This window comes from Sphingopyxis panaciterrae, assembly GCF_011762125.1.
Taxonomy (GTDB): Bacteria; Pseudomonadota; Alphaproteobacteria; order Sphingomonadales; family Sphingomonadaceae; genus Sphingopyxis; species Sphingopyxis panaciterrae.
Genome location: NZ_JAASQN010000001.1, coordinates 1,346,927 through 1,371,669, shown reverse-complemented (window position 1 = coordinate 1,371,669; position 24,743 = coordinate 1,346,927). Strand labels below are relative to the sequence as shown.

29 protein-coding genes are annotated in these 24,743 nt (G+C 65.0%); 9 read left to right on the top strand and 20 right to left on the bottom strand.

Translation table 11 applies throughout. The annotated features are described in order from the left end of the window. The first annotated feature begins 31 nt into the window (after window positions 1–31). Together FHR22_RS06340 and FHR22_RS06335 are read left to right on the top strand one after the other, a co-directional pair. Window positions 32–1,015: a hypothetical protein gene (locus FHR22_RS06340; protein WP_208417499.1), complete on the top strand. Its 984-nt coding sequence runs from the start codon at window positions 32–34 to the stop codon at window positions 1,013–1,015. Then, on the top strand, window positions 1,012–2,385 hold the full coding sequence (locus tag FHR22_RS06335) for an ATP-binding protein (protein WP_166940041.1): 1,374 nt from the start codon (window positions 1,012–1,014) through the stop codon (window positions 2,383–2,385). Before FHR22_RS06340 ends, FHR22_RS06335 begins: the two co-directional genes overlap by 4 nt. 151 nt (window positions 2,386–2,536) lie before the next feature. Here the strand turns inward: FHR22_RS06335 and FHR22_RS06330 are convergent, their stop codons facing one another. Beyond that, on the bottom strand, window positions 2,537–3,481 hold the full coding sequence (locus FHR22_RS06330) for a DMT family transporter (RefSeq protein WP_166940039.1): 945 nt from the start codon (window positions 3,479–3,481) through the stop codon (window positions 2,537–2,539). Window positions 3,482–3,558: 77 nt separating this feature from the next. Next, window positions 3,559–3,939 carry a glycine zipper 2TM domain-containing protein gene (locus FHR22_RS06325; RefSeq protein WP_166940036.1) on the bottom strand — a complete coding sequence of 127 codons (381 nt, stop codon included), beginning with the start codon at window positions 3,937–3,939 and terminating at the stop codon, window positions 3,559–3,561. Window positions 3,940–3,993: 54 nt separating this feature from the next. On the opposite strand from FHR22_RS06325, the gene FHR22_RS06320 reads away from it, so the two are divergent. Further along, window positions 3,994–4,950, top strand: coding sequence for a TauD/TfdA dioxygenase family protein (locus tag FHR22_RS06320; RefSeq protein WP_243853491.1), 957 nt, complete (start codon window positions 3,994–3,996; stop codon window positions 4,948–4,950). Here FHR22_RS06320 and FHR22_RS06315 read toward each other — a convergent pair. Further along, window positions 4,947–5,609, bottom strand: coding sequence for a lysoplasmalogenase family protein (locus FHR22_RS06315; RefSeq protein WP_166940034.1), 663 nt, complete (start codon window positions 5,607–5,609; stop codon window positions 4,947–4,949). The two genes, FHR22_RS06320 and FHR22_RS06315, sit on opposite strands and share 4 nt — an antisense overlap. Window positions 5,610–5,684: 75 nt before the next feature. Here FHR22_RS06315 and trmFO point away from each other — a divergent pair, with 75 nt between their 5' ends. Then, a complete protein-coding gene (trmFO, locus tag FHR22_RS06310; RefSeq protein WP_166940032.1) occupies window positions 5,685–7,046 on the top strand; it encodes a methylenetetrahydrofolate--tRNA-(uracil(54)-C(5))-methyltransferase (FADH(2)-oxidizing) TrmFO in 1,362 nt (453 codons plus the stop codon). 29 nt (window positions 7,047–7,075) lie between these two features. Here trmFO and FHR22_RS06305 read toward each other — a convergent pair whose 3' ends face one another. After that, the gene (locus FHR22_RS06305) at window positions 7,076–7,543 is read right to left on the bottom strand and encodes an EF-hand domain-containing protein (protein WP_208417498.1); all 468 of its coding nucleotides are present in this window, start codon (window positions 7,541–7,543) and stop codon (window positions 7,076–7,078) included. A 135-nt stretch (window positions 7,544–7,678) separates the two neighbouring features. Between FHR22_RS06305 and FHR22_RS06300 the strand changes: the two genes are divergently transcribed. Further along, window positions 7,679–8,584, top strand: a complete 906-nt coding sequence (locus tag FHR22_RS06300) for a hydrogen peroxide-inducible genes activator (RefSeq protein WP_166940030.1) — start codon at window positions 7,679–7,681, stop codon at window positions 8,582–8,584. Window positions 8,585–8,731: 147 nt separating this feature from the next. On the opposite strand, the gene FHR22_RS06295 is transcribed toward FHR22_RS06300, so the two are convergent. Genes FHR22_RS06295 through pgsA form a run of 3 tightly spaced genes read right to left on the bottom strand, consistent with a single transcriptional unit; the run spans window position 8,732 to window position 10,003 of the window. Next, entirely contained in the window at window positions 8,732–9,172 is a 441-nt protein-coding gene (locus FHR22_RS06295; RefSeq protein WP_166940028.1) for a molybdenum cofactor biosynthesis protein MoaE, read from the bottom strand. After that, a complete protein-coding gene (gene moaD, locus FHR22_RS06290) occupies window positions 9,169–9,423 on the bottom strand; it encodes a molybdopterin converting factor subunit 1 (protein ID WP_208417497.1) in 255 nt (84 codons plus the stop codon). Before moaD ends, FHR22_RS06295 begins: the two co-directional genes overlap by 4 nt. Window positions 9,424–9,430: 7 nt before the next feature. Next, window positions 9,431–10,003, bottom strand: coding sequence for a CDP-diacylglycerol--glycerol-3-phosphate 3-phosphatidyltransferase (gene pgsA / locus FHR22_RS06285; RefSeq protein ID WP_166940025.1), 573 nt, complete (start codon window positions 10,001–10,003; stop codon window positions 9,431–9,433). Between the two features lie 135 nt (window positions 10,004–10,138). Here pgsA and FHR22_RS06280 point away from each other — a divergent pair, with 135 nt between their 5' ends. Next, window positions 10,139–11,410, top strand: a complete 1,272-nt coding sequence (locus FHR22_RS06280; RefSeq protein WP_166940023.1) for an MFS transporter — start codon at window positions 10,139–10,141, stop codon at window positions 11,408–11,410. A 214-nt stretch (window positions 11,411–11,624) separates the two neighbouring features. On the opposite strand, the gene FHR22_RS06275 is transcribed toward FHR22_RS06280, so the two are convergent. From FHR22_RS06275 to nadC, 3 genes are all read right to left on the bottom strand, one after another. Next, window positions 11,625–11,852 (bottom strand): hypothetical protein, encoded by a 228-nt coding sequence (locus FHR22_RS06275; protein WP_166940021.1) that lies wholly within the window; start codon window positions 11,850–11,852, stop codon window positions 11,625–11,627. Window positions 11,853–11,979: 127 nt separating this feature from the next. Next, complete coding sequence (locus tag FHR22_RS06270) at window positions 11,980–12,567, bottom strand: ribonuclease T2 family protein (RefSeq protein WP_341786567.1); 588 nt, start codon at window positions 12,565–12,567, stop codon at window positions 11,980–11,982. 211 nt (window positions 12,568–12,778) lie between these two features. Next, entirely contained in the window at window positions 12,779–13,627 is an 849-nt protein-coding gene (nadC, locus tag FHR22_RS06265) for a carboxylating nicotinate-nucleotide diphosphorylase (RefSeq protein WP_166940019.1), read from the bottom strand. Window positions 13,628–13,722: 95 nt separating this feature from the next. Here nadC and FHR22_RS06260 point away from each other — a divergent pair, with 95 nt between their 5' ends. Then, window positions 13,723–14,847, top strand: a complete 1,125-nt coding sequence (locus tag FHR22_RS06260; RefSeq protein ID WP_166940017.1) for a nitronate monooxygenase — start codon at window positions 13,723–13,725, stop codon at window positions 14,845–14,847. A 33-nt stretch (window positions 14,848–14,880) separates the two neighbouring features. On the opposite strand, the gene FHR22_RS06255 is transcribed toward FHR22_RS06260, so the two are convergent. Further along, a complete protein-coding gene (locus tag FHR22_RS06255; protein WP_166940015.1) occupies window positions 14,881–15,330 on the bottom strand; it encodes a peptidylprolyl isomerase in 450 nt (149 codons plus the stop codon). A 170-nt stretch (window positions 15,331–15,500) separates the two neighbouring features. On the opposite strand from FHR22_RS06255, the gene mgtE reads away from it, so the two are divergent. Both mgtE and FHR22_RS06245 read left to right on the top strand, forming a co-directional pair. Further along, window positions 15,501–16,961, top strand: a complete 1,461-nt coding sequence (gene mgtE, locus FHR22_RS06250) for a magnesium transporter (protein WP_166940013.1) — start codon at window positions 15,501–15,503, stop codon at window positions 16,959–16,961. Window positions 16,962–17,189: 228 nt separating this feature from the next. Next, window positions 17,190–17,318 carry an entericidin A/B family lipoprotein gene (locus FHR22_RS06245; protein WP_166940011.1) on the top strand — a complete coding sequence of 43 codons (129 nt, stop codon included), beginning with the start codon at window positions 17,190–17,192 and terminating at the stop codon, window positions 17,316–17,318. A 34-nt stretch (window positions 17,319–17,352) separates the two neighbouring features. Here FHR22_RS06245 and tatC read toward each other — a convergent pair whose 3' ends face one another. The 9 genes from tatC to FHR22_RS06200 form a co-directional block, all read right to left on the bottom strand. Next, window positions 17,353–18,162: a twin-arginine translocase subunit TatC gene (tatC, locus tag FHR22_RS06240; RefSeq protein ID WP_166940009.1), complete on the bottom strand. Its 810-nt coding sequence runs from the start codon at window positions 18,160–18,162 to the stop codon at window positions 17,353–17,355. Beyond that, entirely contained in the window at window positions 18,159–18,557 is a 399-nt protein-coding gene (gene tatB / locus FHR22_RS06235) for a Sec-independent protein translocase protein TatB (RefSeq protein WP_166940007.1), read from the bottom strand. Before tatB ends, tatC begins: the two co-directional genes overlap by 4 nt. Window positions 18,558–18,589: 32 nt before the next feature. Beyond that, entirely contained in the window at window positions 18,590–18,823 is a 234-nt protein-coding gene (locus tag FHR22_RS06230; protein WP_166940005.1) for a twin-arginine translocase TatA/TatE family subunit, read from the bottom strand. A gap of 24 nt (window positions 18,824–18,847) precedes the next feature. Next, a complete protein-coding gene (scpB, locus tag FHR22_RS06225; RefSeq protein WP_166940003.1) occupies window positions 18,848–19,447 on the bottom strand; it encodes an SMC-Scp complex subunit ScpB in 600 nt (199 codons plus the stop codon). Continuing rightward, window positions 19,444–20,211, bottom strand: coding sequence for a segregation and condensation protein A (locus FHR22_RS06220; protein WP_166940001.1), 768 nt, complete (start codon window positions 20,209–20,211; stop codon window positions 19,444–19,446). Before FHR22_RS06220 ends, scpB begins: the two co-directional genes overlap by 4 nt. Then, entirely contained in the window at window positions 20,211–21,218 is a 1,008-nt protein-coding gene (nagZ, locus tag FHR22_RS06215) for a beta-N-acetylhexosaminidase (protein WP_166939999.1), read from the bottom strand. Before nagZ ends, FHR22_RS06220 begins: the two co-directional genes overlap by 1 nt. 108 nt (window positions 21,219–21,326) lie before the next feature. After that, window positions 21,327–22,109: an SPOR domain-containing protein gene (locus FHR22_RS06210; protein WP_166939997.1), complete on the bottom strand. Its 783-nt coding sequence runs from the start codon at window positions 22,107–22,109 to the stop codon at window positions 21,327–21,329. Further along, window positions 22,109–23,836: an arginine--tRNA ligase gene (gene argS / locus FHR22_RS06205; protein ID WP_166939994.1), complete on the bottom strand. Its 1,728-nt coding sequence runs from the start codon at window positions 23,834–23,836 to the stop codon at window positions 22,109–22,111. Before argS ends, FHR22_RS06210 begins: the two co-directional genes overlap by 1 nt. A gap of 136 nt (window positions 23,837–23,972) precedes the next feature. Continuing rightward, on the bottom strand, window positions 23,973–24,644 hold the full coding sequence (locus FHR22_RS06200) for a hypothetical protein (protein ID WP_166939992.1): 672 nt from the start codon (window positions 24,642–24,644) through the stop codon (window positions 23,973–23,975). Window positions 24,645–24,743: the final 99 nt, after the last annotated feature.

Sequence of the window (24,743 nt, the reverse complement as noted above, 5' to 3'; positions counted from 1 at the left end):
ATTAACGTCAAGCTGTTACTCGCGGACGCGCATGGTTGATTCATTCTCCTCGCCCGGCATTGACCTGCCGTCGCCGACCTTGTCGGCGCGCCTCGATGAACTCGTACAATATCTGGCGGCGCCCGCAGCGGGGCGGTTGACCGAAGAACAGCGTGCGCTGTCGCTCGGGATCGCCCGCAGGCTCGTCACGGAAGTCGCGGCGCGGCTGCGCGGCGAGGTCGATGCGGCGGCGCTGTGGCGCGACTGGATGCAGAGCGGGCTGCCCGGTGCCGGCCGGCTGGCCACCACCTGCTTCGCGCGCGCCGAAGAGCATCGCTGGCGCGAGCAATCGGCCCAGCGCGCCAGCCCGCCGCCGATGCCGGACATGGGAAGCGATGCGGCGGTCGTCGATATGGCTTCGCTGGCCGCCGGCGATCCGCTGCCCGATGCCGAGCAGGCCTATCTGAACCTGCAGATCGCCGACCGGCGCCGCTTCGACGCGGTCGGTAACCCCGCGATCGCGATCGCCGGCCTCGATGCCGAACTGTTCCGCTCGCTGCTGCTCGATATCGCCGCGTGGCGGCTTGTGCAGGCGGGCAATGATGACAGATTCGCGGCGGCGCTTGGCGAAACGGTGCGCGAAGCGCTCGCCCGTCAGGCTGATGAGGCGGGGATCGATCAGGCGGCCCGTGCTTATCACGATATATTGGCGGCTGATGCAGCCGGCCTGGCCGATGTCGCGGCAACCGCGATCGCGCGGCACGACTGGCCGACGGTAACCGCGCTCGCTGCGGCGGCGCATCGCCGCCCCTATGGCGACATGGTGCTGGCGCTGCTGGCGGCCGAGGCGGCGGCGTTGCCGTCGCTTCTCGCCCCGCTGAAGGTCGCTCGCGCCGCGCTCGCGCCGCTCGAAGCCTCGCTCGCGATGCTCCCCGACCGGGCCGTGAATGGCGGCGGCGCGGCCGAGGATGATTATGCCACGCTGCTGCGATCGCGTGCCGGTGCATCGGGATCGCCGCTGGAGCAAAAGCGGTGAGCGAGCGGATCGTTCGCGGCCGGATCGACCGGTCGGGCGCGCTGATCAGCGCCGACGGACCGCTGCTGCGGCTGCAGCAACGGGCTGGCGCGGGGCTCGACAAGCCGCTGGCGCTGCCGCACCTCGCGCGGCTCGTCGCGCTCGCCCAGCGGCTGCAGCGCGACATCAGCCGGCCGCTCTACACCGCCGACGATCATAGCGACGTGCACGCGCTGGTCCGGATCGTGCCCGATGCCGATGGCGCGAGTCTGGAAATCAGCGACTGGCGGACGCACCCGGTCGCGCAGCCGCAGGTTCCGGCGATCGCCGACACGGCGCTGACACCGCAGGGCTGGACATGGGAATGCGACCAGCAACTGCGCATGGTCGCACTGCGCGCGGGCATTCAGGCGCCGCCGGTTCCGTCTGACTGGGAAGGACGGTCGCTGTCCGAACTGTTCGAACTTCAGCCCGACGAGGATGGGGATTTCCCTGTCTTGCGCGCGCTCGCGCGCCAGTCGCGCTTCGATGCGCAGCGTGTCCGTGCCGACGGGCCGGCGGCGCGCATCGCGATGACGCTGTCGGGCGAAGCGCTTTTCGACGCGACGGGGCGGTTTACCGGGTTTCGCGGGATCGCTGCACCCGCGGAGGTCGTGGAAACACCGCAAGCGGCGGTTCTTGTCGATCCGGCTTTCGGGTCGCTGCCGCTTTCGGATCCGCAGTTCGGGCGGCGGATCGACGGTGCGCTGCGCGGGCCGCTCAGCCGCATCATCGCCACTGCCGAGACGATTTCAGGGCAATTCGACGGTCCGATCCGCGCCGATTACGCACGCTATGCGGGTGATATTGCGCATGCCGGGCGCCATTTGCTGGGGCTGGTCGACGATCTTGCCGATCTTCAGAATATCGAGCGCCCGGGGTTCAAGGCGGCCGCGGACGAAATCGATCTGGGCGACCTCGCCCGGCGCGCGGTCGGACTGCTCGGTATGAAGGCTGAGGAAAAGGGTATCCGCATCGATGCGCCGCGCACCGACGACAAAATGCCGGCGACCGGGGAGTTCCGGCGGGTGCTGCAGGTCCTGCTCAACCTGCTCGGCAATGCGATCCGCTATTCGCCCGAGGATTCGCTGATCTGGATTCGCGTCGATCGCGAAGGCGACCGCGCGATGGTCACCGTCGCCGACCAGGGACAGGGAATCGACGGCGACCAGCAAGCGGTGGTGTTCGAGAAATTCGAGCGGTTGGGCCGTACCGACAGCGGGGGTTCGGGGCTTGGCCTCTATATCGCCCGCCGCCTCGCGCGCGCGATGGACGGCGAACTGACGGTCGAAAGCGCACCGGGCCAAGGGGCAAGGTTTACGCTGAGTTTGCCAGCGCGGGATGTGGATTAGGGGTAAGGTCTGTTTGGGGGTGGATTTGAGACATTCCCCTCCCTTTTAGGGAGGGGAGAAGAACGTCCGCAACCGGCCGCTTCCGGCCGCTCCCCTCAGCATCCTTGACTTGATCCGGCAGCCCTCCCGGCAGATACCCCGCCCATCCACTTCATCTGGCCGAGAGACAAACCACGCCGGCCGTCACGACCAACACGCCAAGAAATTTTTGCCACCTCATCTTTTCGTTCAGCACAAATGTGCCGATCAGCGCCGCAAAAACGATACTGGTTTCGCGAATTGCGGAAACGCCGCCCATCGTGCTCCGGCTCATCGCCCACACCGCGATGCAATAGCCGAGCGTGCCCAATATCCCCGCGCCCACGACCAGCGCCCCTTCCTTGCCGCGCGGCAAGCCCGGAGCCCGCCGCCGGATGACGATATAGGACAGGGGAATCAGAACTCCGGCCACCACGGCTTGCCAGGCCGCATAGCTGGTCGCGCGTTCGGACAAGCGGACGCCAAGCCCGTCGACAACCATATAGCTGGCGATGAATATCCCCGTTGCAAAAGCGGCAATGGCCGACTTGCCATCCGGGCGGCCGTTTCCCAGCGTCAACAGGATGATGCCCGACGAGACGAGGAATATTCCCGTCAGACCGGCGGTGTTCGGCAATTCGCCCGCGACCACGGCGGCCGCCAATGTCACCAGCAAGGGCGCGCTGCCGCGGGCGATCGGGTAGACGCTCGACAGGTCCCCGTCGCGATACGCCCTGACCAGAAACAGGCTGTATCCGATCTGGAGTACCGACGACAGGACGAGGTAAGGCCAACTCGCCGTCGCGGGCAGGCCCAAACCAAAGGCGAAGGGCAAGGCCGCTATGGCACCGACCAGACAGATGATTGCAAGCGACCAAAAGCGATCCTGACCGCTCCTGACGATGGCATTCCATACGGCATGGGCAAGTGCCGAAGCGAGAAGCAGGCCGATGACTACCGGAGACATGTCGGCCTTTCGACGTAAAACTTGCCTGAATTTTCGCCCTTTGCGCGATGACGGCAGAAACGACAACCATCTATGTGTTGCCGCGGCCTCAAATGCCCAGCCAGCCGTCATGTCCTATCGCGTCGCGGCGCGTTTCAGCTGCCGGCGCGAACGCCGGCAGCTGAAAGCCTATCCACAGCGCCGCCGAATTAGCAGCGGCGACCGCCGCGATCGACCTCGCGTCCGATCAGCGCGCCGGCGGCGCCTCCGATGATCGTGCCCGGAAGCCGGTCGCCGTACCGGTCGACTTCGCGGCCGAGCAAGGCGCCGGCGGCGCCGCCGACGATCAGCCCCGTGGTTCCGCTGCCCCGCCGGCAATGATAACGACGGTTGCGATAATCGTTGCGGCGGTAGTCACGCCGATAATCGCGGCGGTAGTCGCGCCGATAATCGCGATAGCGATCATTGTCGCGGTGACTGTAATAGGAATGGCGATGGTGCCGGTCACGCGCATCGGCTTCGGCGGGCAGTGCCGCGAGGGCGCTGGCACCGATCAGCGCGGTCAACGCCAGTTTTCTGAGCAGGAACATCCGTTTTCTCCATGTTGGTCCCCGCGGATGAGATTAGGAACATAAAGATGGCGCTTGGCTGAACTGTCAGGGCCGTGCGGCCCGGGGTGCATCGGCTCGGCCAGCTTTCGGGGCGGCTTGCCGCTCGCGATTGATCCCATGCCGCAATCGGCGCAGCATCGCGCCATGACCCTCGCCATCACCCCCAGCGGCCAGGCCTGCGGCGCCCGCGTCACCGGCGTTGACCTGACCCGGCCGCTCGCGCCCGGAACCATCGCCGCAATCCGCGCGGCCTGGCTCGATCATCATGTCCTCGCCTTTCCCGGTCAGAGGATGAACGCCGACGATCTCGAGCGTTTCACCAGCTATTTCGGCGGCTTCGGCGACGATCCCTTCATTCGCCCGATCCCCGGCCGCGATCATATCATCGCGGTGCAGCGCAAAGCCGATGAGACCGCGCCGCTCTTCGCCGAAAACTGGCACAGCGACTGGAGTTTTCAGGCCCGCCCGCCCGCGGGCACCTGCCTCCTCGGCATCACCATCCCGCCGGTGGGCGGCAACACCGAATTTTCGAACCAGCACGCCGCGCTCGACGCGATGCCCGCTCAGCTTCGCGCGCGGATCGAAGGCCTGCAGGCGGTCCATAGCGCCCGTAACGGCTATGCGCCCACCGGCATGTATGGCGCGAACGACAAGGGCCGGAGCATGGATATCCGCTCGGACGACGAAGCGCTCGAGATCCGGCACCATCCCTTCGTCCGCGATCATCCCGAAACCGGGCGCGAGGGCCTGTTCGGCTGCGCGGGTTATATCATCGGCTTCGACGGGCTCGACGACAGCGAGGGCCTGCCCCTCCTCTACGAACTCATCCAGTGGCAGGGGCGCGAGGAGTTTCGCTACAACCACGAATGGGAGCCCGACATGCTCGTCATGTGGGACAATCGCTCGCTGCTCCACCGCGCGACGGGCGGCTACGACGGCCACGACCGCCTGCTTCACCGCACCACCATAGCGGCGTGGGGCGGCGCCTAGGCCTTCGTTTCCTTCGCCAGCGTCGAAACCACACCCCACGCGATCAGCGCCTGCCCCGCAAAATAGAGCGGCCAGACGAGCCAGAGCGTCACGTCCTTCGACAGCACCCCGCCCTCGCCCGCGAAGATAAACAGGTCGCTCGCGAGGAACATCATCGCGCCGATCCCGGTGCGATAGCGTGGAAAGCGGCTGGTCCACGCAGCGGCTGCCATCGCGGCAACGAACAGCGAATAAACCGCGGCGTGCCACCAGCCCGGCTGGGGGCTCAGCATGCCCCAGACGATCGCCAGCGTCGCGGGCATGGTCAGCCAGCCGAGCAGGCGCTGCGACGGCGTCATCTGCGCGCGCCGGTTGATGAGGTAGAGGGTGATCGCGATCAGATGGCCCACTGCAAACGCCAAAGCGCCCGCAATCAGCCCCTTCGCGTCGAGCAGCCAGTCGCCGAGCGCCCCGAAACCGAGCACCGCCGCGATCAGCCAGCCGTTCTTCTCGCGCGCATTGGCCGCCGCCCAAAGCGCCAGCAAGCCGACGCCGCTCGTCTTCCACGCCCAGATCGCCGGACCGTCGAGCCGCTGGAAAACCGCGATAAAAAAACTCACGCCGCCGGCCAAGGCCAGCAGCCATAGCCAGCGCGCGCGATCCCGACCCTCTTCGCTCATCGTCCGCCCCTTTGCATCTTGTCCTGAACCCGCCTAGTGGCCGGCGGATTGGTCGCAAGTCAACGGAAACGGGTAATGAGCCACGACATTCACATCATCGGCGGCGGTCTCGCAGGCTCCGAAGCTGCATGGCAACTCGCGGAGGCGGGCTATCGCGTGCGCCTCTCCGAAATGCGCGGCGCCAATTTGCCCGGGGGTGGCGACACGACCCCCGCGCATCAGGGCGACACGCTCGCCGAGATGGTGTGCTCGAACAGCTTTCGCAGCGACGATGGCGACAGCAACGCCGTCGGCCTGCTCCACCGCGAGATGCGCGCGCTCGGTTCGATCATCATGCGCGAGGCCGACGCCACCAAAGTCCCCGCCGGATCAGCACTTGCGGTCGACCGCGACCTGTTCTCGGGCGGCGTCACCCGCGCACTCGCAAGCCACCCCAACGTCACCATCGTCCGCGAACGCGTCGACACGCTGCCTTCCGAAGGCCTGACGATCGTCGCGACCGGCCCGCTCACCGCTGCATCGCTTGCCGAGAGTATCGGCGCCGCGACCGGCAGGGATGCCCTTGCCTTCTTCGACGCCATCGCCCCGATCGTCTACCGCGACAGCGTCGACATGGACGTCGCCTGGATGGCGAGCCGCTGGGACAAGGTCGGGCCGATCGGCGACGGCAAGGATTATATCAACTGCCCGATGGACAAGGACCAGTATCACGCCTTCGTCCAGGGACTCGTCGACGGCGACAAGACCGAGTTCAAGGATTGGGAGACCAACACCCCCTATTTCGAGGGCTGCATGCCGATCGAGGTGATGGCCGAGCGCGGGCCCGAAACCCTCCGCTTCGGTCCGATGAAGGGCGTCGGGCTCGACAATCCGCGCACCGGCCGCTGGCCCTATGCGGTCGTCCAACTCCGCCAGGACAATGCGCTCGGTACGCTCTGGAACATGGTCGGTTTCCAGACCAAGCTGAAGCACGCCGCGCAGGTCGAGCTGTTCCGCACCATCCCGGGCCTTGAAAAGGCCGAGTTCGCGCGGCTCGGCGGCCTCCATCGCAACAGCTTCATCCGCTCGCCCGAGCTGCTCGACGGCCAGCTTCGCCTCAAATCGGCGCCGCACATCCGCTTCGCGGGGCAGATCACCGGCTGCGAAGGCTATGTCGAAAGCGCCGCGATCGGCCTCGTCGCCGCGCGCTTCGCTATCGCCGAACTCGGCGGGCGCGACCTGCCCCCGCCGCCGCCCGAAACCGCGCTCGGGGCGCTGCTCGGCCATATCACCGGCGGCGCCGATGCGGCGAGCTATCAGCCGATGAACGTCAATTTCGGACTCTTCCCGCCGCTTGCCGAGGACGTGCGCAAGAAGGATCGCAAGCTGGGATACACCCAGCGTGCGGGATCAGCGCTCGCGGGATGGATCAGGATAGCCGAGGGGGTCGCGGCCTGATCGTCGCCCCCGCGAAAGCGAGGCAACGATCAGCAGCGGCACTTGGGTTTCGCCGCCGGCTTCGGTGCCGTTGTGGCAAACTCCGCGCGCGTCAGATCGCCCGACTTGTCGCTGTCGGCACCGGCAAAGCGCTGACCCGTTGCCGCCGCCCATTCCTCGAAGGTCAGCAGATTATTGCCGTCCTTGTCGAGTTTGCGGAACGCCGCGGTGCGCGAGGACATCAGTTCGACGCGGCTGATCCTGTCGTTGCGGTCGCGGTCGAAACGGTTGAAGCGCCTTTCCTCGCGCGACGCCTCTTTCGCGGCGGGCAGCGCCGGCGGCGCCGGTCCGCGCTTCGGCGCGCCGGCGCCCGCGACCGGTATGGCGGGAAGCCCGGGCGGCGGTTCGGGCAGCACCTCTTCTTCGGCGATCTGGCTATAGCCCTTCCATAGGAAGAGTCCGCCGGTGAGCAGCATGGCACTCGCCACGCCGCCGATCAGAAATCGGGAAATCGCCATCCGCCCCTCCGCGCCGGTTGATTGCACTGACTATCATGCTGCGGCGGGCGGCGGCAACAAACGCCGCCATTTTGGCCGCGAATTTTAATCGATCGAGATGTTCAAAATCGACACTTCCATTGCTATATCCGATCAATGCAAAATTACCTGCCGTCGCTCAAACAGATGCAATATCTCGTCGCACTGCACGAGCACGGCCATTTCGGCCGCGCCGCCGACGCGTGCAACGTGACGCAATCGACGCTGTCGGCGGGGATCCGCGAGCTCGAAACCTTGCTCGGCCAAACGCTCGTCGAGCGCACCCGCCGCGTCGTGCGCTTCACGATGCTCGGCAATGCGATCGTCGAAAAGGCGCACCGCGTGCTGCGCGAGGCCGAGGAACTGGCCGATATGGCGGCGGCCGCTGCCGCCCCGCTCGTCGGCGAATTGCGCATGAGCGTGATCCCGACAATCGCCCCCTTCCTGCTCCCCGGGCTGTTGCCGCGGCTGCGGAAGGAGCGGCCGGCGCTGAAGCTGTTTCTTCGCGAAGAACCGAGCGCGCAGGCATGCGAGTCACTGCATCATGGCGCGGTCGATTGCGTGCTGCTCGCGCTTCCTTACGCGTGCGGCGACGTCGAGGCCGAAAACCTGTTCGACGACGCACTGTTCGTCGCCTTCCCGGGCGATCAGGCCGAGGATTTGCCGGCGATGGTCAGCGCCGACCAGCTCGACCCCGCGCAGATGCTGATGCTTGAGGACGGGCATTGCCTGAAGGACCATGCCCTCGCCGCGTGCAACCGCCCCGAATTGCGCGCCGGCGCGCGCATGATGGGCACCTCGCTCCACACGCTGGTGCAGATGGTCGACAACGGCCTCGGCATCACGATGCTGCCGCAAATGGCGATCGAGGCCGGCATCCTCGACCACACCGACATCGACACGCGCCCGCTTGCGTCGGATCATGACTGGCGGACGATCGCACTGGTATGGCGCAAGGGCAGCCCGCGCGGCGAGGAGTTTCAAATGCTCGCGGATATTTTCCGCCAGCATAAGGGGGATTAGCGCGCCGTCGCAAAACCCCGTCATTGCGAGCCCTTCGACTGCCTTGCAGGCGCTCAGGATAAACTCGCGCGTTGCGCGAGCGAAGCAATCCAGAGTAGGCTTAAACCGCCCTGGATCGCTTCGCTTCGCTCGCAATGACGAATTAGTTCACATCCACCGCCCCGCGCGCGCATGATCACCCTCGCGCTGCTCGACCCACGACACGCGCCCATCGGCGAAACTTTCGCGCTTCCACAGCATCACATCGGTCTTCAGCCGGTCGATCAGATATTCGCACGCCGCCAGCGCCTCGGCGCGATGCGGGCTGCTCGCGAGGACAAGGACGATCGTATCGCCGGGTGCCATCGCGCCGATACGGTGGATCAGCGTCAGCGCACCGAGCTTCCAGCGTGCCGCCGCCTGCGTCGCCAGTTCCTCCAGCCCGCCCGCGGTCAGCACCGGATGATGGTCGAGGAACAATTCGGTCAGCCCGTCGTCGCCGCGCACCCGGCCGATGAAGCTGGCGCTCGCACCATGGCCGCCGGCATCGTGCGCGGCCAAAGCACCCGCCACGTCGATCGCGGCCGGCTGAACCGCGACGCGAATCATCCGCCCGTCACTGGAGGAAATAGCGCGATCTCGCGCGCATCGCCGATCGATGCGCCCGCGCCGACCATCGCCCCGCCCAGCGCGGCGCGAATACGCTGCGGCTCGGCAAAGGCGCGGGCCCCGCGTTCGTCGCGCGCCGCGAGCCAGGCGATCAGGTCGCCGACCGTCGCGGCTCCGGCAGGCAAGGCGATCACCTCCTCGGCAACCCCCATCCGCTCGCGCACCCAGGCGAAATAGCTGATCTGCAGCATGACCGGTTCAATCCATATGCTTGAGGCCGACGCGCAGATAGTCCCAGCCGGTGATCAGCGTCAGCACCGCGGCGCCCCACAGCGTCACCAGCCCGACAGTCTTGATCCATATCATCGCCGGCAAGGCACCGGCCAGGATCAAGGCGCCGAACGAGACGAGCTGGAAGGTCGTCTTCCACTTGGCGAGCTGCGTCACCGGCATCGACACTTGCAAGGTCGCGAGAAATTCGCGCAGCCCCGACACGATGATCTCGCGCAGCAGGATCATCAGCGCCGCGATGACGTGATAACCGGTGATGTCGCGGGTAAAGACCAGCAGCAGGATGACCGCCGCGATCATGATCTTGTCGGCGATCGGATCGAGAAAGGCGCCGAGCCGCGACACGATGCCGCGCGAGCGTGCAACATAGCCGTCAAAATAATCGGTAATGCCCATCAGACAGTAGAGGCCGAAGGCGAAGGCATAATCGAATGGCTTCGGCTGGTGCGATCCCTCGGCGACCCCCGGCCACAACAGGAACAACAGGATAGGAACCGCCAATATGCGCGACAGGGTTAAAAGATTGGGAAGGCTCAGCATGATCCCCGTCGACGTGTCCGTTCCAAAATGGGCTTTGACCCTGACTGCCCTACCCGATAAGCCCCCGGGGTCACAACCAGTTTGCCCGATGGGCGAAATGGTATCGGATAGTTGGTTTACAAGATTGGGTTTTCAATGACCGGTTCCTTCGCGCTGATGAAGCAACGCCGGTTCCTGCCCCTCTTCGCGACGCAGTTCCTCAACGCCTTCAACGACAATTTCTACAAGATGGCGATGGTGATCCTCGTCACCTTCACCATCTACAAGGATCCGGAGACCGAGGCGTGGTTCAACGCGCTCGCGGGCGGGCTGTTCATCCTGCCCTTCTTCCTCTTTTCGGCGCTCGCCGGGCAACTCGCCGACAGCACCGACAAGACGCGGATGATCCGCATCATCAAATCGGCCGAAATCTTCATCATGATCGTCGGCGGCATCGGCATCTGGTTCCACCTCGTCCCCGTGATGCTGCTCGCGCTGTTCGCGATGGGGATGCACTCGACCTTCTTCGGCCCGATCAAATATGCGATCCTGCCGCAGCATCTGGAAGAGGATGAGGTGCTCGCCGGCACCGGCTGGGTCGAGGCCGGAACCTATATCGCGATCCTCGGCGGATCGATCGTCGGCGGGCTGACCCCGCCGCATTTCGCCATTCCGGGTATCATTCTCGTTGCCGTGATCGGTCGGATGACCGCCAACTTCGTTCCCGCGGCGCCGCCTGAAAAGGAAGCCGAAGGGCTGGTCATCGACCATAATGTCTTCCGCTCGTCATGGCAGATCGTCAATTCGACGATGCATATTCCGCGGCTGTTCCTCGCGATCGTGTCGATCAGCTTCTTCTGGGCGATCGGCGCCATCCTCGCGGCGCAATTCCCGCCGCTGGTCAAGAATGCGCTCGGCGGCGACAACACCGTCGCGACGCTGTTCACCGCGATATTCTCGGTCGGCGTCGCGATCGGATCGATCATCGTCAACCGATTGCTCAAGGGCCATGTCTCCGCGCGCTATTCGCCGGGGTCGGTGATCGTCATGGGGCTGTTCGTGCTCGACCTCTGGTGGTCGGTCACCCATTGGGTCCATATCGACGGCACGCTGATGAACTGGCGCGAATTCCTGTCGCTGACGGCGGGCGACCGGATCATCCTCGACCTGCTGGGCATCGCTATCGCGGGCGGCATGTTCGTCGTCCCGCTCTACGCCTTCCTGACCACGACCGTTTCCAAATCACAGACCGCGCGAACCGTCGCCGCGAACAATATCGTCAACTCGGGCTTCATGGTCGCGGCGACGCTTTTGCTCAGCGTCCTGATCGGCACCGGGCTGACGATCGACAACACCTTGCTGATGGTCGCGGCGATGTGCCTGGTGTCAGCGCTGCTGGCGTGGAAGCTGCACAAGGCCTGCGATTGAAGGGCTGATCGGGGTTCGGCCAACGGGCTTCGGGGTGGTGAACTGTCATGCATTCAACTCACCTTCGTCATCCACGGAGGAGACCCGTGGCTCTTCCGCCTTGACCCGGGATCCCGCTTGTTTGACGGTAGCACAGGTTTCAACGTCCAGCGGGACCCCGGATCGAGTCCGGGGTGACGAAAAAGAGAATGGCAGCTGCCGCCCGAAACCTACCCTAGATCAAGAACATCATCGTCGCGGTGAAGAAGATCGCGAAGCTTTCCAGAAACAGCCGCAGGTCGCTGCCGCCATTCCAGAAATGCTGCGACACACGATCGCTGACCAGCGCGCGGCGCAATTCGCCCTGCCAGTCGTCCGGCGCGATCATTCGCGCGATGACGAGCTGGCGCGCACCATGCTGGCGGACCCGATTCCGGATATCGATGCGATCTTCGCTGTCCATGCCGGACAAGCTAGGACATCGTTAACGGTCCGGTAAGGTTAAAAAAGGGTTAACGCCGGCAACGTTCCATCACGGGACACAAACCGGGGTATGATTCGGTAATGCGGTGCTTTTCAGAGTCTGTCCTCTAACGCGGCATCGGACGAATGCGGACGCTGCGCTGGTCGCGCGCGCCGGCCTGAAACGGCTTGCACCGCTGCGGCCGCATGCGCGGACCCAGGCAGAAACGCACTTCGTCCAGCCAGCCCTTGTCGTCGATCGCGACCGCGATCATCGGTTCGGCAACCCCCTTGTTCGCGGCGGCGAAAGCGCGGCGGATGCTTCCCGCCGTCTGCGGCTGGGCCGCAAGCTTCTTCATGTCGGGAAAGCGGACGGCGCCGAACATCAGCTCCGAAGCGCGAAAATAGGCGGCGGGATGCGGGCTCATGCACGTCCCATGCTTGGCCCATTCATGCTGGAGCAGCTGCGCCGAGGGCGTCATGCACATATGGCGGCGCAGCACCGGCTGCGGCACGATCTTCGCGGGGCGGCACCATTGCGGATAGCCCGGGTTCGCCGCCTCGGGCCACAGGCCGTGCAGTACCCAGCCGAAACGGCCATTGTCGCCCGCACATTGGAAACGGTCGCGCGCGTCCTTCGGATTGCGGACGGTCGCGCAATGCTGCGGCGACCAGCTCATGGCTAACAGATAACCGGCGATCGGCGGCTTGCGCACCGGCTCGCCGCGCCGCGGTTGCTCTAGGCGCGGAACTGCAACCCGGTCGGGAAGTTTGCAAGCCAAAGCCTGGGCAGCGGCGGCGGTGGGCGCGAGGAGCAGCGCAAGGACGGCGCCGGATATGACCCGTCGCCCCCACGCAGGCGGGGGCCGCTGGCAAGGTAGAGCAAGGTCGATTGCGGCCCCCGCCTGCGCGGGGGCGACGGGCAAATCAAGCCAGCGCAAAATCGAGCCCGATATCGGCGGCGGGCGCCGACTGGGTCAGGCGGCCGACCGAAACATAGGTCACGCCTGTCTCGGCGATCGCGCGGATCGTGTCTAACCGCACCCCGCCCGATGCCTCGGTCGGGACGCGTCCAGCGACGAGCGCGACCGATTCGCGCAAGCCCGCCAGGTCCATATTGTCGAGCAGCAGGTGCGTCGCCCCGGCGCCAAGCGCGCCCACGACCTGATCGACGCGGTCGACTTCGACGATGATGTTTTCGATTCCCGCATCGACCGCGCGGCGCACCGCTTCCTCGACCGATCCGGCGACCGCGACATGATTGTCCTTGATCATCGCTGCATCCCACAGGCCCATGCGATGATTCGTCGCGCCGCCCATCCGCGTCGCATATTTTTCGAGCACCCTGAGGCCCGGAATCGTCTTGCGCGTGTCGAGCAGCACCGCGCCCGTCCCGGCGATCGCATCGACATATTCGCGCGTCATCGTCGCGATTCCCGACAGATGCTGGACCGTGTTGAGCGCCGATCGCTCGGCGGTCAGCATCGCGCGCGCCTTGCCCGACAGGCGGATCAGGTCGGTGCCGGGCGCCACCTGTACGCCCTCTTCGACCAGAATTTCGATCTCCATGACAGGATCGAGCGCGCGAAAGAAACTTGTCGCGATCGGCAGCCCCGCGACGGTGATCGCATCGCGGCTGTCCATCACCCCGTCGAAACGCGCCTCGGCCGGGATCGTCGCCATCGACGTGACGTCGCCGCCAGCCCCCAGATCCTCAGCCAAAGTGGCGCGGACAAAGGCATCGAGGTCGAAGTCGGGGAGCGTAAAATCGGTCATGCCGTCCGCGATAAAGACTGCCCCGCGCAAATCAACTTGACGTTTACGTCAACTGTCGCTGACATGGGTGCAAATAACGAATTGGAGAGGTCCCCATGCAATCCCCCATCTGCGCGATGCTCGACATCGAATTTCCGCTGCTCGCCTTTTCGCACTGCCGCGACGTCGTCGTCGCGGTGTCGAAAGCCGGCGGCATGGGTGTGTTCGGTGCCGCATCGCTGCCACCCGAACGGCTCGAGGAGGAACTGGCGTGGATCGACGCGCATATCGGCGGCCGCCCCTATGGCGTCGACCTGATCGTTCCCAACAGCTTTGCGGGCAAAGGTGAGGAAAAAGCTCCGTGCCCGGCGATCCCCGAAGAGCACAAGGCCTTCATCGCGAGCCTGCTCGAAAAGCACGGTGTCGACAGCAACAGCGTTGGCGGCGTCTCCTCCAGCCTTGGCGACAATATGAGCGACGCCGGCGCCGCCGCGCTGCTCGAAGTCGCCTTTCGCCATCCGATCAAGCTGATCGCCAATGCGCTGGGTGTCCCGCCGCCGCTGATGCTCGAACTCGGCAAGCGCCACGATGTCCCGGTCGCGGCGCTCGTCGGTACGCGCGACCATGCGCTGACGCAGGTGCGCGCCGGCGTCGACATCCTGGTGGTCGCGGGCGGCGAGGCCGGCGGTCACTGCGGCGAGGTCGCGACGATGGTGCTGGTCCCCGAGGTTGCGGCCGCGGTCGCGGCGGTCGGCGCCGACACGCCGATCCTCGCCGCGGGCGGCATCGTCACCGGGCGCCAGATGGCGGCGGCGATGGCGATGGGCGCGCATGGCGCCTGGACCGGATCGGTGTGGCTCACCACCGCCGAGGCCGAAACCAATCCGGTGGTGAAGGAGAAGATGCTGGCCGCCTCGTCGCGCGACACGGTGCGGTCGAAGAGCCGGACGGGCAAGCCGTCACGCCAGCTCCGCTCGCCATGGACCGACGCATGGGAGGCCGAAGGCGCGCCGAAACCGCTGCCGATGCCGCTCCAATCGCTGGTCAGCGAGCCCGCGCTGCGCAAGGTCGATAAATTGTCCGAAGTCGGTCATGAAGGCGCCAAAACGCTCGCAACCTATTGGGTCGGCCAGGGCGTCGGGCTGATGAACGAAGCGATGGGCGCCGGGCAGGTCGTCCAGTTGTTCAAGACCGACTGGATCGCCGCCTGCGAAAGGCTGAACGGCTTCATCGGCGACTAGAAAAAAATCCCCGCCGAAGCAGGGATTTTCACGTCAGGCAACCGTCGCCTTGACGATCTTGCCGGGTTCGCGCGGCGGCTCGCCCTTGGGCAGGGCATCGACATTCTCCATGCCTTCAATCACTTCGCCCCAGACGGTGTACTGGTTATCGAGGAAGCGTGCGTCGTCGAAGCAGATGAAGAACTGGCTGTTCGCGCTGTTCGGGTTCTGCGCCCGCGCCATCGAGCAGACACCGCGGACATGCGGTTCGCTGCTGAATTCCTGCGGCAGGTCGGGAAGCTGGCTGCCGCCCATGCCGGTACCCGTCGGATCGCCGCCCTGCGCCATGAAGCCGGGGATCACGCGGTGGAAGACGACATCGTCGTAAAAGCCTTCGCTGGCGAGGCTCGTGATCCGCTCGACATGCTGCGGCGCGAGGTCGGGGCGAAGGCGGATGACGACGTCGCCGGTCGACAGCGAAAGGGTGAGGGTCTGGTCTGCCATGATAAGCTCCTGCATTGGGGATTTGGCGGTGCCATAGCGAGGCGCGCCGCCAAAGCCACGCATTAATTGCCGATCCCCCCCGCCCGCCGTTGCCATATCGAGAAGGCGGGCCTAGGGGGAGGCACGGCCCGCCGGGCGCTTTGCCGGCACGAGACAGGGAGGACCGCGCGATGGACAAACGCGAAGACTCCCCGCCCCCCAATGACGAGGCCATCATCGACGATCGCGACCCCGAACGCGATTCGAACATGCGCGAGGCGGCAACCGAACTCGACGAGGACGACCGGCTGAAGCCCGAATTCGTCCGCGACGTCATCGAGCTTGCCGAGGCCGGCGAAAGCGAGGCCGCGCGCGAACGGGTCGGCCGCCTGCACCCCGCCGACATCGCCGACCTGTTCGAACTCGCGCGCGCCGACGAACGCCCGATGCTCGCCGCCGTGCTCGGCGACATGCTGTCCGCCGACGTGCTGGCGGAAATGAACGATTATGTGCGCGAAGAACTAATCGATCTTCTCGCGCCGGAGCAAGTGGCCGAACTCGCCTCCGAACTCGATACCGACGACGCCGTCGCGATCATCGAGGACATGGAGGCCGACGATCAGCAGGCGGTGCTCGAGGCGATGGAGCCCGAGGATCGCGCCGCGATCGAGGACGCGCTGTCGTTCCCGGAGGAATCGGCCGGTCGCCTGATGCAGCGCGACCTCGTCGCGGTACCCGAACATGCAACCGTCGGCGACGTCATCGACCGGCTGCGCGAAGACACCGACCTGACGAGCGACTTCTGGGAAATCTTCGTCGTCGATCCGATGCATAAACCGGTCGGCACCTGCCAGCTCAGCTGGATTCTGCGTACCCCGCGCGATATCGCGATCAGCGATGTGATGAAGCGCGAGCAGACACTGATCCCGATCGACATGGATCAGGAAGAGGTTGCGCTGCGCTTTCAGAAATATGCGCTCATCTCGGCGGCGGTCATCGACAAGTCCGGTCGCCTCGTCGGCATGATCACGGTCGACGACATCGTCCACATCATCCAGGAAGAGGCGGGCGAAGACATATTGCGCCTGTCGGGCGCCGGCGACGGCGACATCAACGAGCCGATCATCATGACGATCCGGACCCGCTTGAGCTGGCTGGTCGTCAACCTCGGCACAGCGATGCTGGCAGCGTCGGTCGTCGGCTTCTTCGAGGGCGCGATCGCCAAATTCGCACTGCTCGCGGTGCTGATGCCGATCGTTTCCGGAATGGGGGGCAACGCGGGAACCCAGACGCTGGCCGTCACGGTGCGCGCCATCGCGACCAATCAGCTCACCGCATCGAATACGTTGCGCATGATCTTGCGCGAATTCCGCATTGCAGCGGTGAACGGCCTGACGCTTGGCATCTTGATCGGCACCGGAACCGCCTTGATTTTCGGGAATCCGTTGCTCGGTATCGTCATCGCATCGGCGATGCTGATCAACAATCTGGTCGCCGGCCTCGCCGGCATATTGGTGCCGGTGACGCTCGACCGGTTCGACGTCGATCCGGCGGTGTCGTCGGCGGTCTTCGTGACGACCCTGACCGACATCATGGGCTTTTTCTCCTTCCTGGGGCTCGCGGTGCTGAGCGGCCTCACGGCGATGAGCTAAGCCAAATCGTTGAAACGCAAGCGATTCAAAAGAATCGCGAAAAAAAGTTCATCGCTGCGATTTTTTTCGGGAACTTATCCGCCAGCATGGTCGTTTCCCTTTCGAGCAGCGATCATCGCCCCCCCGCAGCGCTGCTCAGCAACATTGGCCCGGCCCGCATTCCCTCCCCCCCCTCGAAAGCGTGCCGGGCCATTTTGCACTCTGGAACGACGACTAAGGTGACGAACGATGACAAGTTTTCGCGCAATCCTCCTGGCATTGATGGCAAGCTTTCTGGTCGCTGGCTGCAATACCGTTAAGGGAGCTGGCCGCGATATCGAGTCGGTCGGTCAGGCTGGCAGCGACGCCATTCATTGACCGGGTTCTGACCCGCTTACCCCCAAATTGACTATCAGACCTCTTCAAGAGGTTCGACAGGCGCCGCTTCGGCGCCTGTTTTGCGTCGGCGCTGGGTGAACCAGATCGCGAACAGCGATAGTTCGTAAAGGAACACCAACGGCACCGCGAGCAGCAGCTGGCTCAATATGTCGGGCGGGGTGAATACCGCCGCGATCGCAAACGCCGCGACGATCATGTACCGGCGCGCCGAGACGAGCTGTTCGCGCGTCACCAGCCCCGATCGTTCGATCAGCATCAGCAGGATCGGCAGCAGGAATGCGATGCCGAACGCCATGATGAACTGCATGATGAAGCTCAGATAATTGCCAACCGACGGCAGTGCTTCTTGCGTGATCCCGCCAATATTGCCCTGATAGCCGAGCAGGAATTTGAGCGCGATCGGAATGGTGATGAAATAGGCGAAGCTCGCGCCGATCGCGAACAGCATCGGGGTTGCCAGGATGAAGGGCAGCAGCGCCCTCTTTTCCTGGCGGTAAAGCCCGGGTGCAACGAATTTCCACAACTGGTTCGCGATTACCGGAAAAGCGATCATCGTCGCTGCGAACAGCGCGACCTTGATCTCGACGAAAAAAGCCTCGAACAGCTGGGTGTAGATTAGCTTACCCTGCCCCGCGCGCACGAGCGGCTGGACAAGGATGCCGAAAATCGGTCTCGCGAAATAGAGGCAGACGCCAAAGGCAATGCCGATCGCAAGCAGCGATTTCAAAAGCCGCGAACGCAGTTCGATCAGATGGTCGAGGAGCGGCATCTTGCCGCCAGAGCCATCTTCGTCCTGAGCTGTCGCCGGCGCGTCTTCGGTCATGGCAGCGGCCCGTCTTTCGGCGGAACGACATGGGTTTCGGTCGTTTCGGGCGTTTCGGGCCTGGTTGCCGCAGCCGCCTGATCCGCATCTTCGGCTTCGCCCCCCGATGATGGCGCGCTCGTCGCGGGGCTCGCCGGCTTTGGATCATTGCCGTCGATGCGGGGAAATTCGCGCATGATCGCGTCATTCTGCTCGCGCCACTGTTTCTCCAGTTCCTCGAGCTCGGCCTCGCGCATCATCGTATCGAGTCCGGCGCGAAAATGACGCGCCATACCGCGCGCCTTGCCGACCCACTTGCCGACAAAGCGCATCGCTTTCGGCAAATCCTTGGGGCCGATGACGACCAGGGCCACCACCACGACGAGCAACAACTCGGTGGGCGCAACATCGAACATCGCTTACTAATTCCCCCGCAAGCGGACGTCGGTCAGAGCTTGTCGTGCTCGTTCGTCGGCGTCGACATCGGGGTCGTATCGGGTGCGCGCTGGCCCTCGATATGCTTTGGCGGCAGCGGCGCATCGTCGTCGTCGGCCATGCCCTTCTTGAAGCTTTTGAAACCCTTGGCGACATCGCCCATCATGTCCGAAAAGCGGCCCTTGCCGAACAGCAGCAGGACGAGAATCCCGACCACCAGCCAGTGCCAGATGCTGAAGCTACCCATCTATCGTCTCCTTGAAGGGCCCATCTAGGCGTCTTCGCCGTCTTTTACTAGGTCCAGCTCTCCTATCGCTTCCTCGAAAGCAAGGTCGACTGGATCGAGCAGGCCCGCCGCACGCAAATCTTCGATTCCCGGCAGGTCCTTGCGGCTCGTGAGGCCGAAATGTTGCAGAAACGCGTCGGTGGTCTTGTAGATCAGCGGCCGCCCGGGCACCTCGCGCCGTCCTGCCGGCGCGATCCATTCGGCCTCCATCAACACATCGAGCGTCCCCTTCGATGTCTGGACGCCGCGGATCGCTTCGATCTCGGCGCGACTCACCGGTTCGTGATAGGCGACGATCGCGAGGACTTCCGACGCCGCGCGCGACAGCTTGCGCGGATCGTCGCGTTCGCGGCGCAGCAGATGCGCGAGGTCGGCCGGGGTCTGGAAATGCCAGTGCCCGCCGCGCTCGACCAGTTCGATCCCGCTCCCCGCATGACGCGCGGCGATCGCCTGAATGATCGCGCGAATTTCGCCCGGCGTCTTTTCGTCGCCGAGACGCCCCGCAATCTGCCGTGCGTCGAGCGGTTCGTCGCTGGCAAACAGCATCGCCTCTATCGCGCGTTCGAGGTCGTCGATCGGATTCATGCGGACGCTGCCTTCAGATAAAGCGGTTCGAACGCCCCGTCCTGTTTCAGGTCGACGCGCCCCTGCCGGGCGAGTTCCAATGCCGCGACGAAACTCGACGCGATCGCCGAGCGGCGCAAGGGACCTTGATAGTCGGACGGCAGGAATTCGGAAAGCTCGGCCCAGTCGAGCTTCACTCCGATCAGCCGCTGCAGATGGTGGAGCGCGGCATCGAGCGTGACCACCGGCCGCCGTGCGACCATATGGACCACCGGTTCGGTACGCAATTTGACCTGCCCATAGGCAGACAGCAAATCGTAAAGACTGGCATCCCAGCGGCGCAGCTTGACGTCGTGCAGCCCTTCGGGCTTTGGACGCAGAAAAACGTCGCGGCCGACGCGGTCGCGCGCGAGCAGCCGCGCCGCCGCCTCGCGCATCGCCGCCAGCCGCTGGAGCCGGAGTTGCAGGCGCAGCGCCAGTTCGTCGGGCGAGGGATCCTCGGCCGGATCCTTGGGTAGCAGTAACGCCGATTTGAGATAGGCAAGCCATGCCGCCATCACCAGATAGTCGGCGGCGACTTCGAGTTTCGCGCGCATCTCGGCGATGAAGGTCAGATATTGCTCGACGAGCGCCAGAATTGAAATCTGCCGGAGATCGACCTTCTGGCTGCGCGCGAGTGTCAGCAGCAGGTCGAGCGGCCCTTCCCAGCTTTCGAGACTGAGTTGCAGCGCATCGTCGCGCTCCACCGTCGGTGCCACTTCGAAATCGAGCGGCAATTCTTCCATCAGGCGATCGCCAGCAAGGCGTCGCGCTGGTCGACCAGCGTCGCGAACTGGCGCGGGTCGTGCGCCCCGACGATGCGGTCCATCGCGCCCTCGAGCCGCGCGAGCGATATCGTGCTGATCGGATCGAGCGCGCCCGCGATGCCGACCATGTCGTCCATCTTGCCCCAGCAGTTGAGCGCGATGTCGCATCCCGCGGCGATGGCATCGGCGGCGCGCGACGGCACATCCCCTGACAGCGCCTTCATGTCCAGGTCGTCGGTCATCAGCAGGCCATGGAAGCCGATCCGCTGGCGAATCACGCTATCGATGACCGTCGATGACAATGTCGCGGGGCGATCCGGGTCCCACGCGTTGAACACGACATGACAGGTCATCGCCATCGCCGCATCGCGGAGCGCCGCGAAGGGCGCGAGATCGGTCTGGAGATCGCGGTCGAGCGCCGCCACGACGGGCAGCGCCTCGTGCGAATCGGCCATCGCGCGGCCGTGCCCGGGGATATGCTTGACGATCCCGACGACCCCGCCGGCCTGAAGCCCGCTGAGGATCGCGCGGCCGAGTGCGGCAACGCGCATCGGTTCGCTGCCGAGCGCGCGGTCGCCGATGACATCGCTTGCCCCCGGCTGACGCACGTCGAGCAACGGCAGGCAATCGACCGTAATCCCGACCTCGGCGAGCATGACGGCGAGCGCCATGGCGTTAAGCCGTGCCGCCTCGATCGCGCTCGCCGGCGCGCGCTCGTACAACGCGTCGAACGCGGCGCCGCTCGGAAAATCGGGCCATTCCGGCGCTTTCATCCGCGCGACGCGGCCACCTTCCTGATCGATCAGGATCGGCAAATTGCTGCGTCCGTCGAGCGACCGCAAATCATCGGTCAGCCGCCGCACCTGCTCGCGGTTTTCGATATTGCGGCCGAAGAGAATATAGCCTGCGGGATCGCTGTCGCGAAAGAATGCGCGTTCGTCGTCGGTCAGCATCAGGCCCGACAGGCCAAAGATTGCCGGTATCATTGTGCGTCAACCTTCCTCGGCCGACACCCCCTCGTGCGACGACCAGTGCGCGCATGATGGCATGGCGCGGTTACCGAACCAATCACCGCTGCGGCCAAGCGGGCGGAATCAGCGGACGATGACGCAATTTTCGCCGGCAACACGCAATTTCCCACATAAATTCGCGGCGTTGGCGGCCGATCCTGCCGAAACGCGCAGGCGATAGACCTTGCCGCTGCCCACCGTTGCCGGCGACACCGATTGGCCGTGATCGGCCAGATACGCAAAGCGCTTCGAAAGGTTGGCCCACGCTTTCCCTGCCGCCGCCTCGCTGCTGAACGCGCCGAGCTGGATCATCGCGCCGCCCGATGCGGCCGGGACATCTTTCGCTGCAACAGCGGTCTTTACCGAGGTGGCCGCGGGCATGGATTTGCCCTTTTCGGCCGAGGCGGAACGGACAGCGTCGGCCTTCGCGGCAGCCGCCTTGTCCGCCGCGGCCTTTTTGGCGGCCTTGGCGGCTGCTTCGCGTTCTTCCGGCGTCACCGCGGGTTCTTCGGGCATGCGGCTCGGATCGACCTTGCCGCCGGGTTCGGCGCCCTCGCTCGCGGCGAAGCTCGCATCGCCCTCACCCTCGAACGTCTTGGAAGCATCGTTCTTGGGCGGAACCTTGTAATTCCCCTGCTGCGCCGCGATCAGTTCGCCCTGCCCGCGCGCGCCGCCATTCTGGATCCACCACAGGCCGCCGAGCACCGCGCCGATCAACAACAGCCCGCCGAGCACCATCACGAGCAAACGGACCGGCGACACTTCGCCATCCTCGTCATAATCGTCGGCTGCTTCGAGCCAGGGCAGCCGGTCTTCGTCTTCGAGCCCCAGTCCGGCGTCGCCCTGCCCCTTGCTGTCGTCGGCCATCACACCATCTCCTCGAGCGCCTCGACCCCCATCAGGTGCAACCCGTTCCGGATTACCTGCCCGATTCCGTCGGCCAAATAAAGCCGCGTCGCGGTCAATTCGCTATCGTCGGCAATGATGACGCGTGCCTCGGGCCGATCATTGCCCATATTCCACCAGGCATGGAACGCCGCGGCCACCTCTCCCAGGTAAAAGGCGATCCGGTGCGGTTCGCGCGCCGCGGCCGCCGATTCGACGATCCGCGGGAATTGCGCGAGCAGTTTGACGAGGCCGAGTTCATGCGCGTCGAGCCGCGCCGGATTGGGCGCTGCGGCTGCGATGCCCGCATCGGCAAGCTTGCGCTTCAGCGATGCGATCCGCGCATGCGCATATTGGACGTAGAAGACCGGATTGTCGCGCGACGCCTCGACCACCTTGGCAAAGTCGAAGTCCATCTGCGCGTCGGCCTTGCGGGTCAGCATCGTGAAGCGCACGGCATCCTTGCCCACCTCGTCGACGATATCGGCGAGGGTGACGAAATTGCCTGCGCGCTTCGACATCTTGAACGGTTCGCCATTCTTGAGCAGCCGGACCATCTGGACCAGCTTGACGTCGAACTTCTTCTTGCCCTCGGTCAGCGCGGCGACCGCCGCCTTGATCCGCTTGACCGTCCCCGCATGGTCGGCGCCCCAGATGTCGATCAGCTCGTCGGCATTCTCGCTCTTTTGGAAATGATAGGCGAGATCGGCGCCGAAATAGGTCCAGCTGCCGTCCGACTTCTTGATCGGGCGGTCCTGGTCGTCGCCGAACTTCGTCGAGCGGAAGAGCGGCAGTTCGACCGGCTCCCAATCTTCGGGCGTCTCGCCCTTCGGGGCTTCCAGCACGCCGTCATAGACCAGATCATGCGCGCGGAGCCATTTTTCGGCAGCGGCGGGCTTGCCGGCGGCCTGCAGCTCGGCCTCCGACGAGAAAAGATCATGATGGATGCCGAGCTTGGCGAGGTCGGCGCGGATCATGTCCATCATCGCGCTCACCGCTTCGGCGCGGAACAGGCCGAGCCACGCGCTTTCGGGAGCGCCGACGAAGCGGTCGCCATATTCGGCCGCCAACTTGCCCGCGACGGGAATCAGATAATCGCCGGGATAAAGCCCCTCGGGGATCGCGCCAATATCCTCGCCGAGTGCCTCGCGGTAGCGCATATGGACCGATCGCGCGAGGACATCGACCTGCCCGCCGGCGTCGTTGACATAATATTCGCGGATGACGTCGTGCCCGGCATATTCGAGCAGCGCGGCGAGCGCGTCGCCGACGACCGCACCGCGGCAATGGCCGACGTGCATCGGGCCGGTCGGATTGGCCGAAACATATTCGACATTGACGCGCCGCCCGGCGCCCGTCGCCGAGCGGCCATAATCGCCGCCCTGCCCATGGATCAGTGCGAGCTCGCTGCGCCAGCTGTCGTCGGCGAGGCGCAGATTGATGAATCCGGGGCCCGCCACGCTCGCCTCGGTCACTTCGTCGATCGCGCCGAGCTCGATGACGAGCAAGTCGGCGAGCGCGCGCGGGTTCATGCACGCGGGCTTCGCGAGCACCATCGCGGCGTTGGTCGCGACATCGCCGTGCGCGGGATCGCGCGGCGGTTCGACGCTGATCGCGCTGCGGTCGAGCCCGGCCGGCAGGGCATTTTTGGCGGCCAGCGCGTCGAGCACGGCGCCGATATGGTCGGAAAAACGGCTGAACAGGGTCACGGCTGGGCCTATCTTCGGTCAAATGGAGCTGGAGCGCGCCCTATCGCAGCTTGGGCAACGCGAAAAGCCCTGCGCCGCCGGAAAAGCGTCGCAGGGACACATTGCGAACGGCGCAAGGAAAGCGCCGCCGCGCGCCTTATCGTCGGACGTTATATTCGAGCTGTTCCTGCGTCAGCTGGAAGCCGATCAGCAGCTCAAAACTCGCCCGCTGCACCGCGGCGCGCACTTCGGGGAGGCTGAGCGGATCGATCGCCGCGTCCTGGTCACCCGCCTTGCGCTTGCGCGTGATGCGTTCCTGGATGTCGGCGGGCAGCGTCGATGCCGCACGGTCGACATAGGCCGAAGCCTGGCCACGGCCGGTGCCGCGCGTTTGCCCGTCGGCGAAATTGATGGTCACATTGCTGAGCCGTTTGGCGACGACGACGGTCCCCCCCTGCAGGACGGTTGCGAAATAAGGCAGGGTGACCGTGCGGGCGGGGCCGGCGTCGCGGCGTGTGGCGACGACATCGAAATTCGCGAGCTGATAGACTTTTTCGCCGGTGTCATTGCACTGCGGCGTGACATTGGTGATCGTCGCAACGACGTCGATCGCGCTCGCATCGCGGCTGGTCGCGGGGTCGAACAGCGTAACGTCACCCGTTTGCAGCGGCACGGCCACCGACGGACAGGCGCTGCGCGTCGAGGTAATGCCGACGCCGCCGCTGACGTCGATCTCATTATCTTTCGCGCAGCCCGCCACCGTCGCCATGGCTGCCGTTCCGCACAGCATGACCAGGAACTTACGCGACGAGGACGAAATGGACATCATGATAAACGGCTTTCCAAAACTGGCGCGCCAAAGTGGCTCAGGCGCGTCGGAACGATTGTCCCAAGCTCCATGCGCGCCGCTTCTTATCGGTGCGATGAA

Excerpts from the sequence above, each read along its gene's own strand:
- FHR22_RS06330 (WP_166940039.1), bottom strand. The coding sequence starts at position 3,481 with ATGACGGCTGGCTGGGCATTTGAGGCCGCGGCAACACATAGATGGTTG.
- nagZ (WP_166939999.1), bottom strand. The coding sequence starts at position 21,218 with ATGATACCGGCAATCTTTGGCCTGTCGGGCCTGATGCTGACCGACGAC.
- FHR22_RS06325 (WP_166940036.1), bottom strand. The coding sequence starts at position 3,939 with ATGTTCCTGCTCAGAAAACTGGCGTTGACCGCGCTGATCGGTGCCAGC.
- mgtE (WP_166940013.1), top strand. The coding sequence starts at position 15,501 with ATGGACAAACGCGAAGACTCCCCGCCCCCCAATGACGAGGCCATCATC.
- FHR22_RS06255 (WP_166940015.1), bottom strand. The coding sequence starts at position 15,330 with ATGGCAGACCAGACCCTCACCCTTTCGCTGTCGACCGGCGACGTCGTC.
- FHR22_RS06300 (WP_166940030.1), top strand. The coding sequence starts at position 7,679 with ATGCAAAATTACCTGCCGTCGCTCAAACAGATGCAATATCTCGTCGCA.
- nadC (WP_166940019.1), bottom strand. The coding sequence starts at position 13,627 with ATGACCGATTTTACGCTCCCCGACTTCGACCTCGATGCCTTTGTCCGC.
- FHR22_RS06210 (WP_166939997.1), bottom strand. The coding sequence starts at position 22,109 with ATGGCCGACGACAGCAAGGGGCAGGGCGACGCCGGACTGGGGCTCGAA.
- tatB (WP_166940007.1), bottom strand. The coding sequence starts at position 18,557 with ATGTTCGATGTTGCGCCCACCGAGTTGTTGCTCGTCGTGGTGGTGGCC.
- tatC (WP_166940009.1), bottom strand. The coding sequence starts at position 18,162 with ATGACCGAAGACGCGCCGGCGACAGCTCAGGACGAAGATGGCTCTGGC.
- FHR22_RS06340 (WP_208417499.1), top strand. The coding sequence starts at position 32 with ATGGTTGATTCATTCTCCTCGCCCGGCATTGACCTGCCGTCGCCGACC.
- moaD (WP_208417497.1), bottom strand. The coding sequence starts at position 9,423 with ATGCTGCAGATCAGCTATTTCGCCTGGGTGCGCGAGCGGATGGGGGTT.
- trmFO (WP_166940032.1), top strand. The coding sequence starts at position 5,685 with ATGAGCCACGACATTCACATCATCGGCGGCGGTCTCGCAGGCTCCGAA.
- FHR22_RS06220 (WP_166940001.1), bottom strand. The coding sequence starts at position 20,211 with ATGGAAGAATTGCCGCTCGATTTCGAAGTGGCACCGACGGTGGAGCGC.
- FHR22_RS06260 (WP_166940017.1), top strand. The coding sequence starts at position 13,723 with ATGCAATCCCCCATCTGCGCGATGCTCGACATCGAATTTCCGCTGCTC.
- scpB (WP_166940003.1), bottom strand. The coding sequence starts at position 19,447 with ATGAATCCGATCGACGACCTCGAACGCGCGATAGAGGCGATGCTGTTT.
- FHR22_RS06245 (WP_166940011.1), top strand. The coding sequence starts at position 17,190 with ATGACAAGTTTTCGCGCAATCCTCCTGGCATTGATGGCAAGCTTTCTG.
- FHR22_RS06280 (WP_166940023.1), top strand. The coding sequence starts at position 10,139 with ATGACCGGTTCCTTCGCGCTGATGAAGCAACGCCGGTTCCTGCCCCTC.
- FHR22_RS06315 (WP_166940034.1), bottom strand. The coding sequence starts at position 5,609 with ATGAGCGAAGAGGGTCGGGATCGCGCGCGCTGGCTATGGCTGCTGGCC.
- FHR22_RS06275 (WP_166940021.1), bottom strand. The coding sequence starts at position 11,852 with ATGGACAGCGAAGATCGCATCGATATCCGGAATCGGGTCCGCCAGCAT.
- FHR22_RS06295 (WP_166940028.1), bottom strand. The coding sequence starts at position 9,172 with ATGATTCGCGTCGCGGTTCAGCCGGCCGCGATCGACGTGGCGGGTGCT.
- FHR22_RS06305 (WP_208417498.1), bottom strand. The coding sequence starts at position 7,543 with ATGGCGATTTCCCGATTTCTGATCGGCGGCGTGGCGAGTGCCATGCTG.
- FHR22_RS06200 (WP_166939992.1), bottom strand. The coding sequence starts at position 24,644 with ATGATGTCCATTTCGTCCTCGTCGCGTAAGTTCCTGGTCATGCTGTGC.
- FHR22_RS06230 (WP_166940005.1), bottom strand. The coding sequence starts at position 18,823 with ATGGGTAGCTTCAGCATCTGGCACTGGCTGGTGGTCGGGATTCTCGTC.
- pgsA (WP_166940025.1), bottom strand. The coding sequence starts at position 10,003 with ATGCTGAGCCTTCCCAATCTTTTAACCCTGTCGCGCATATTGGCGGTT.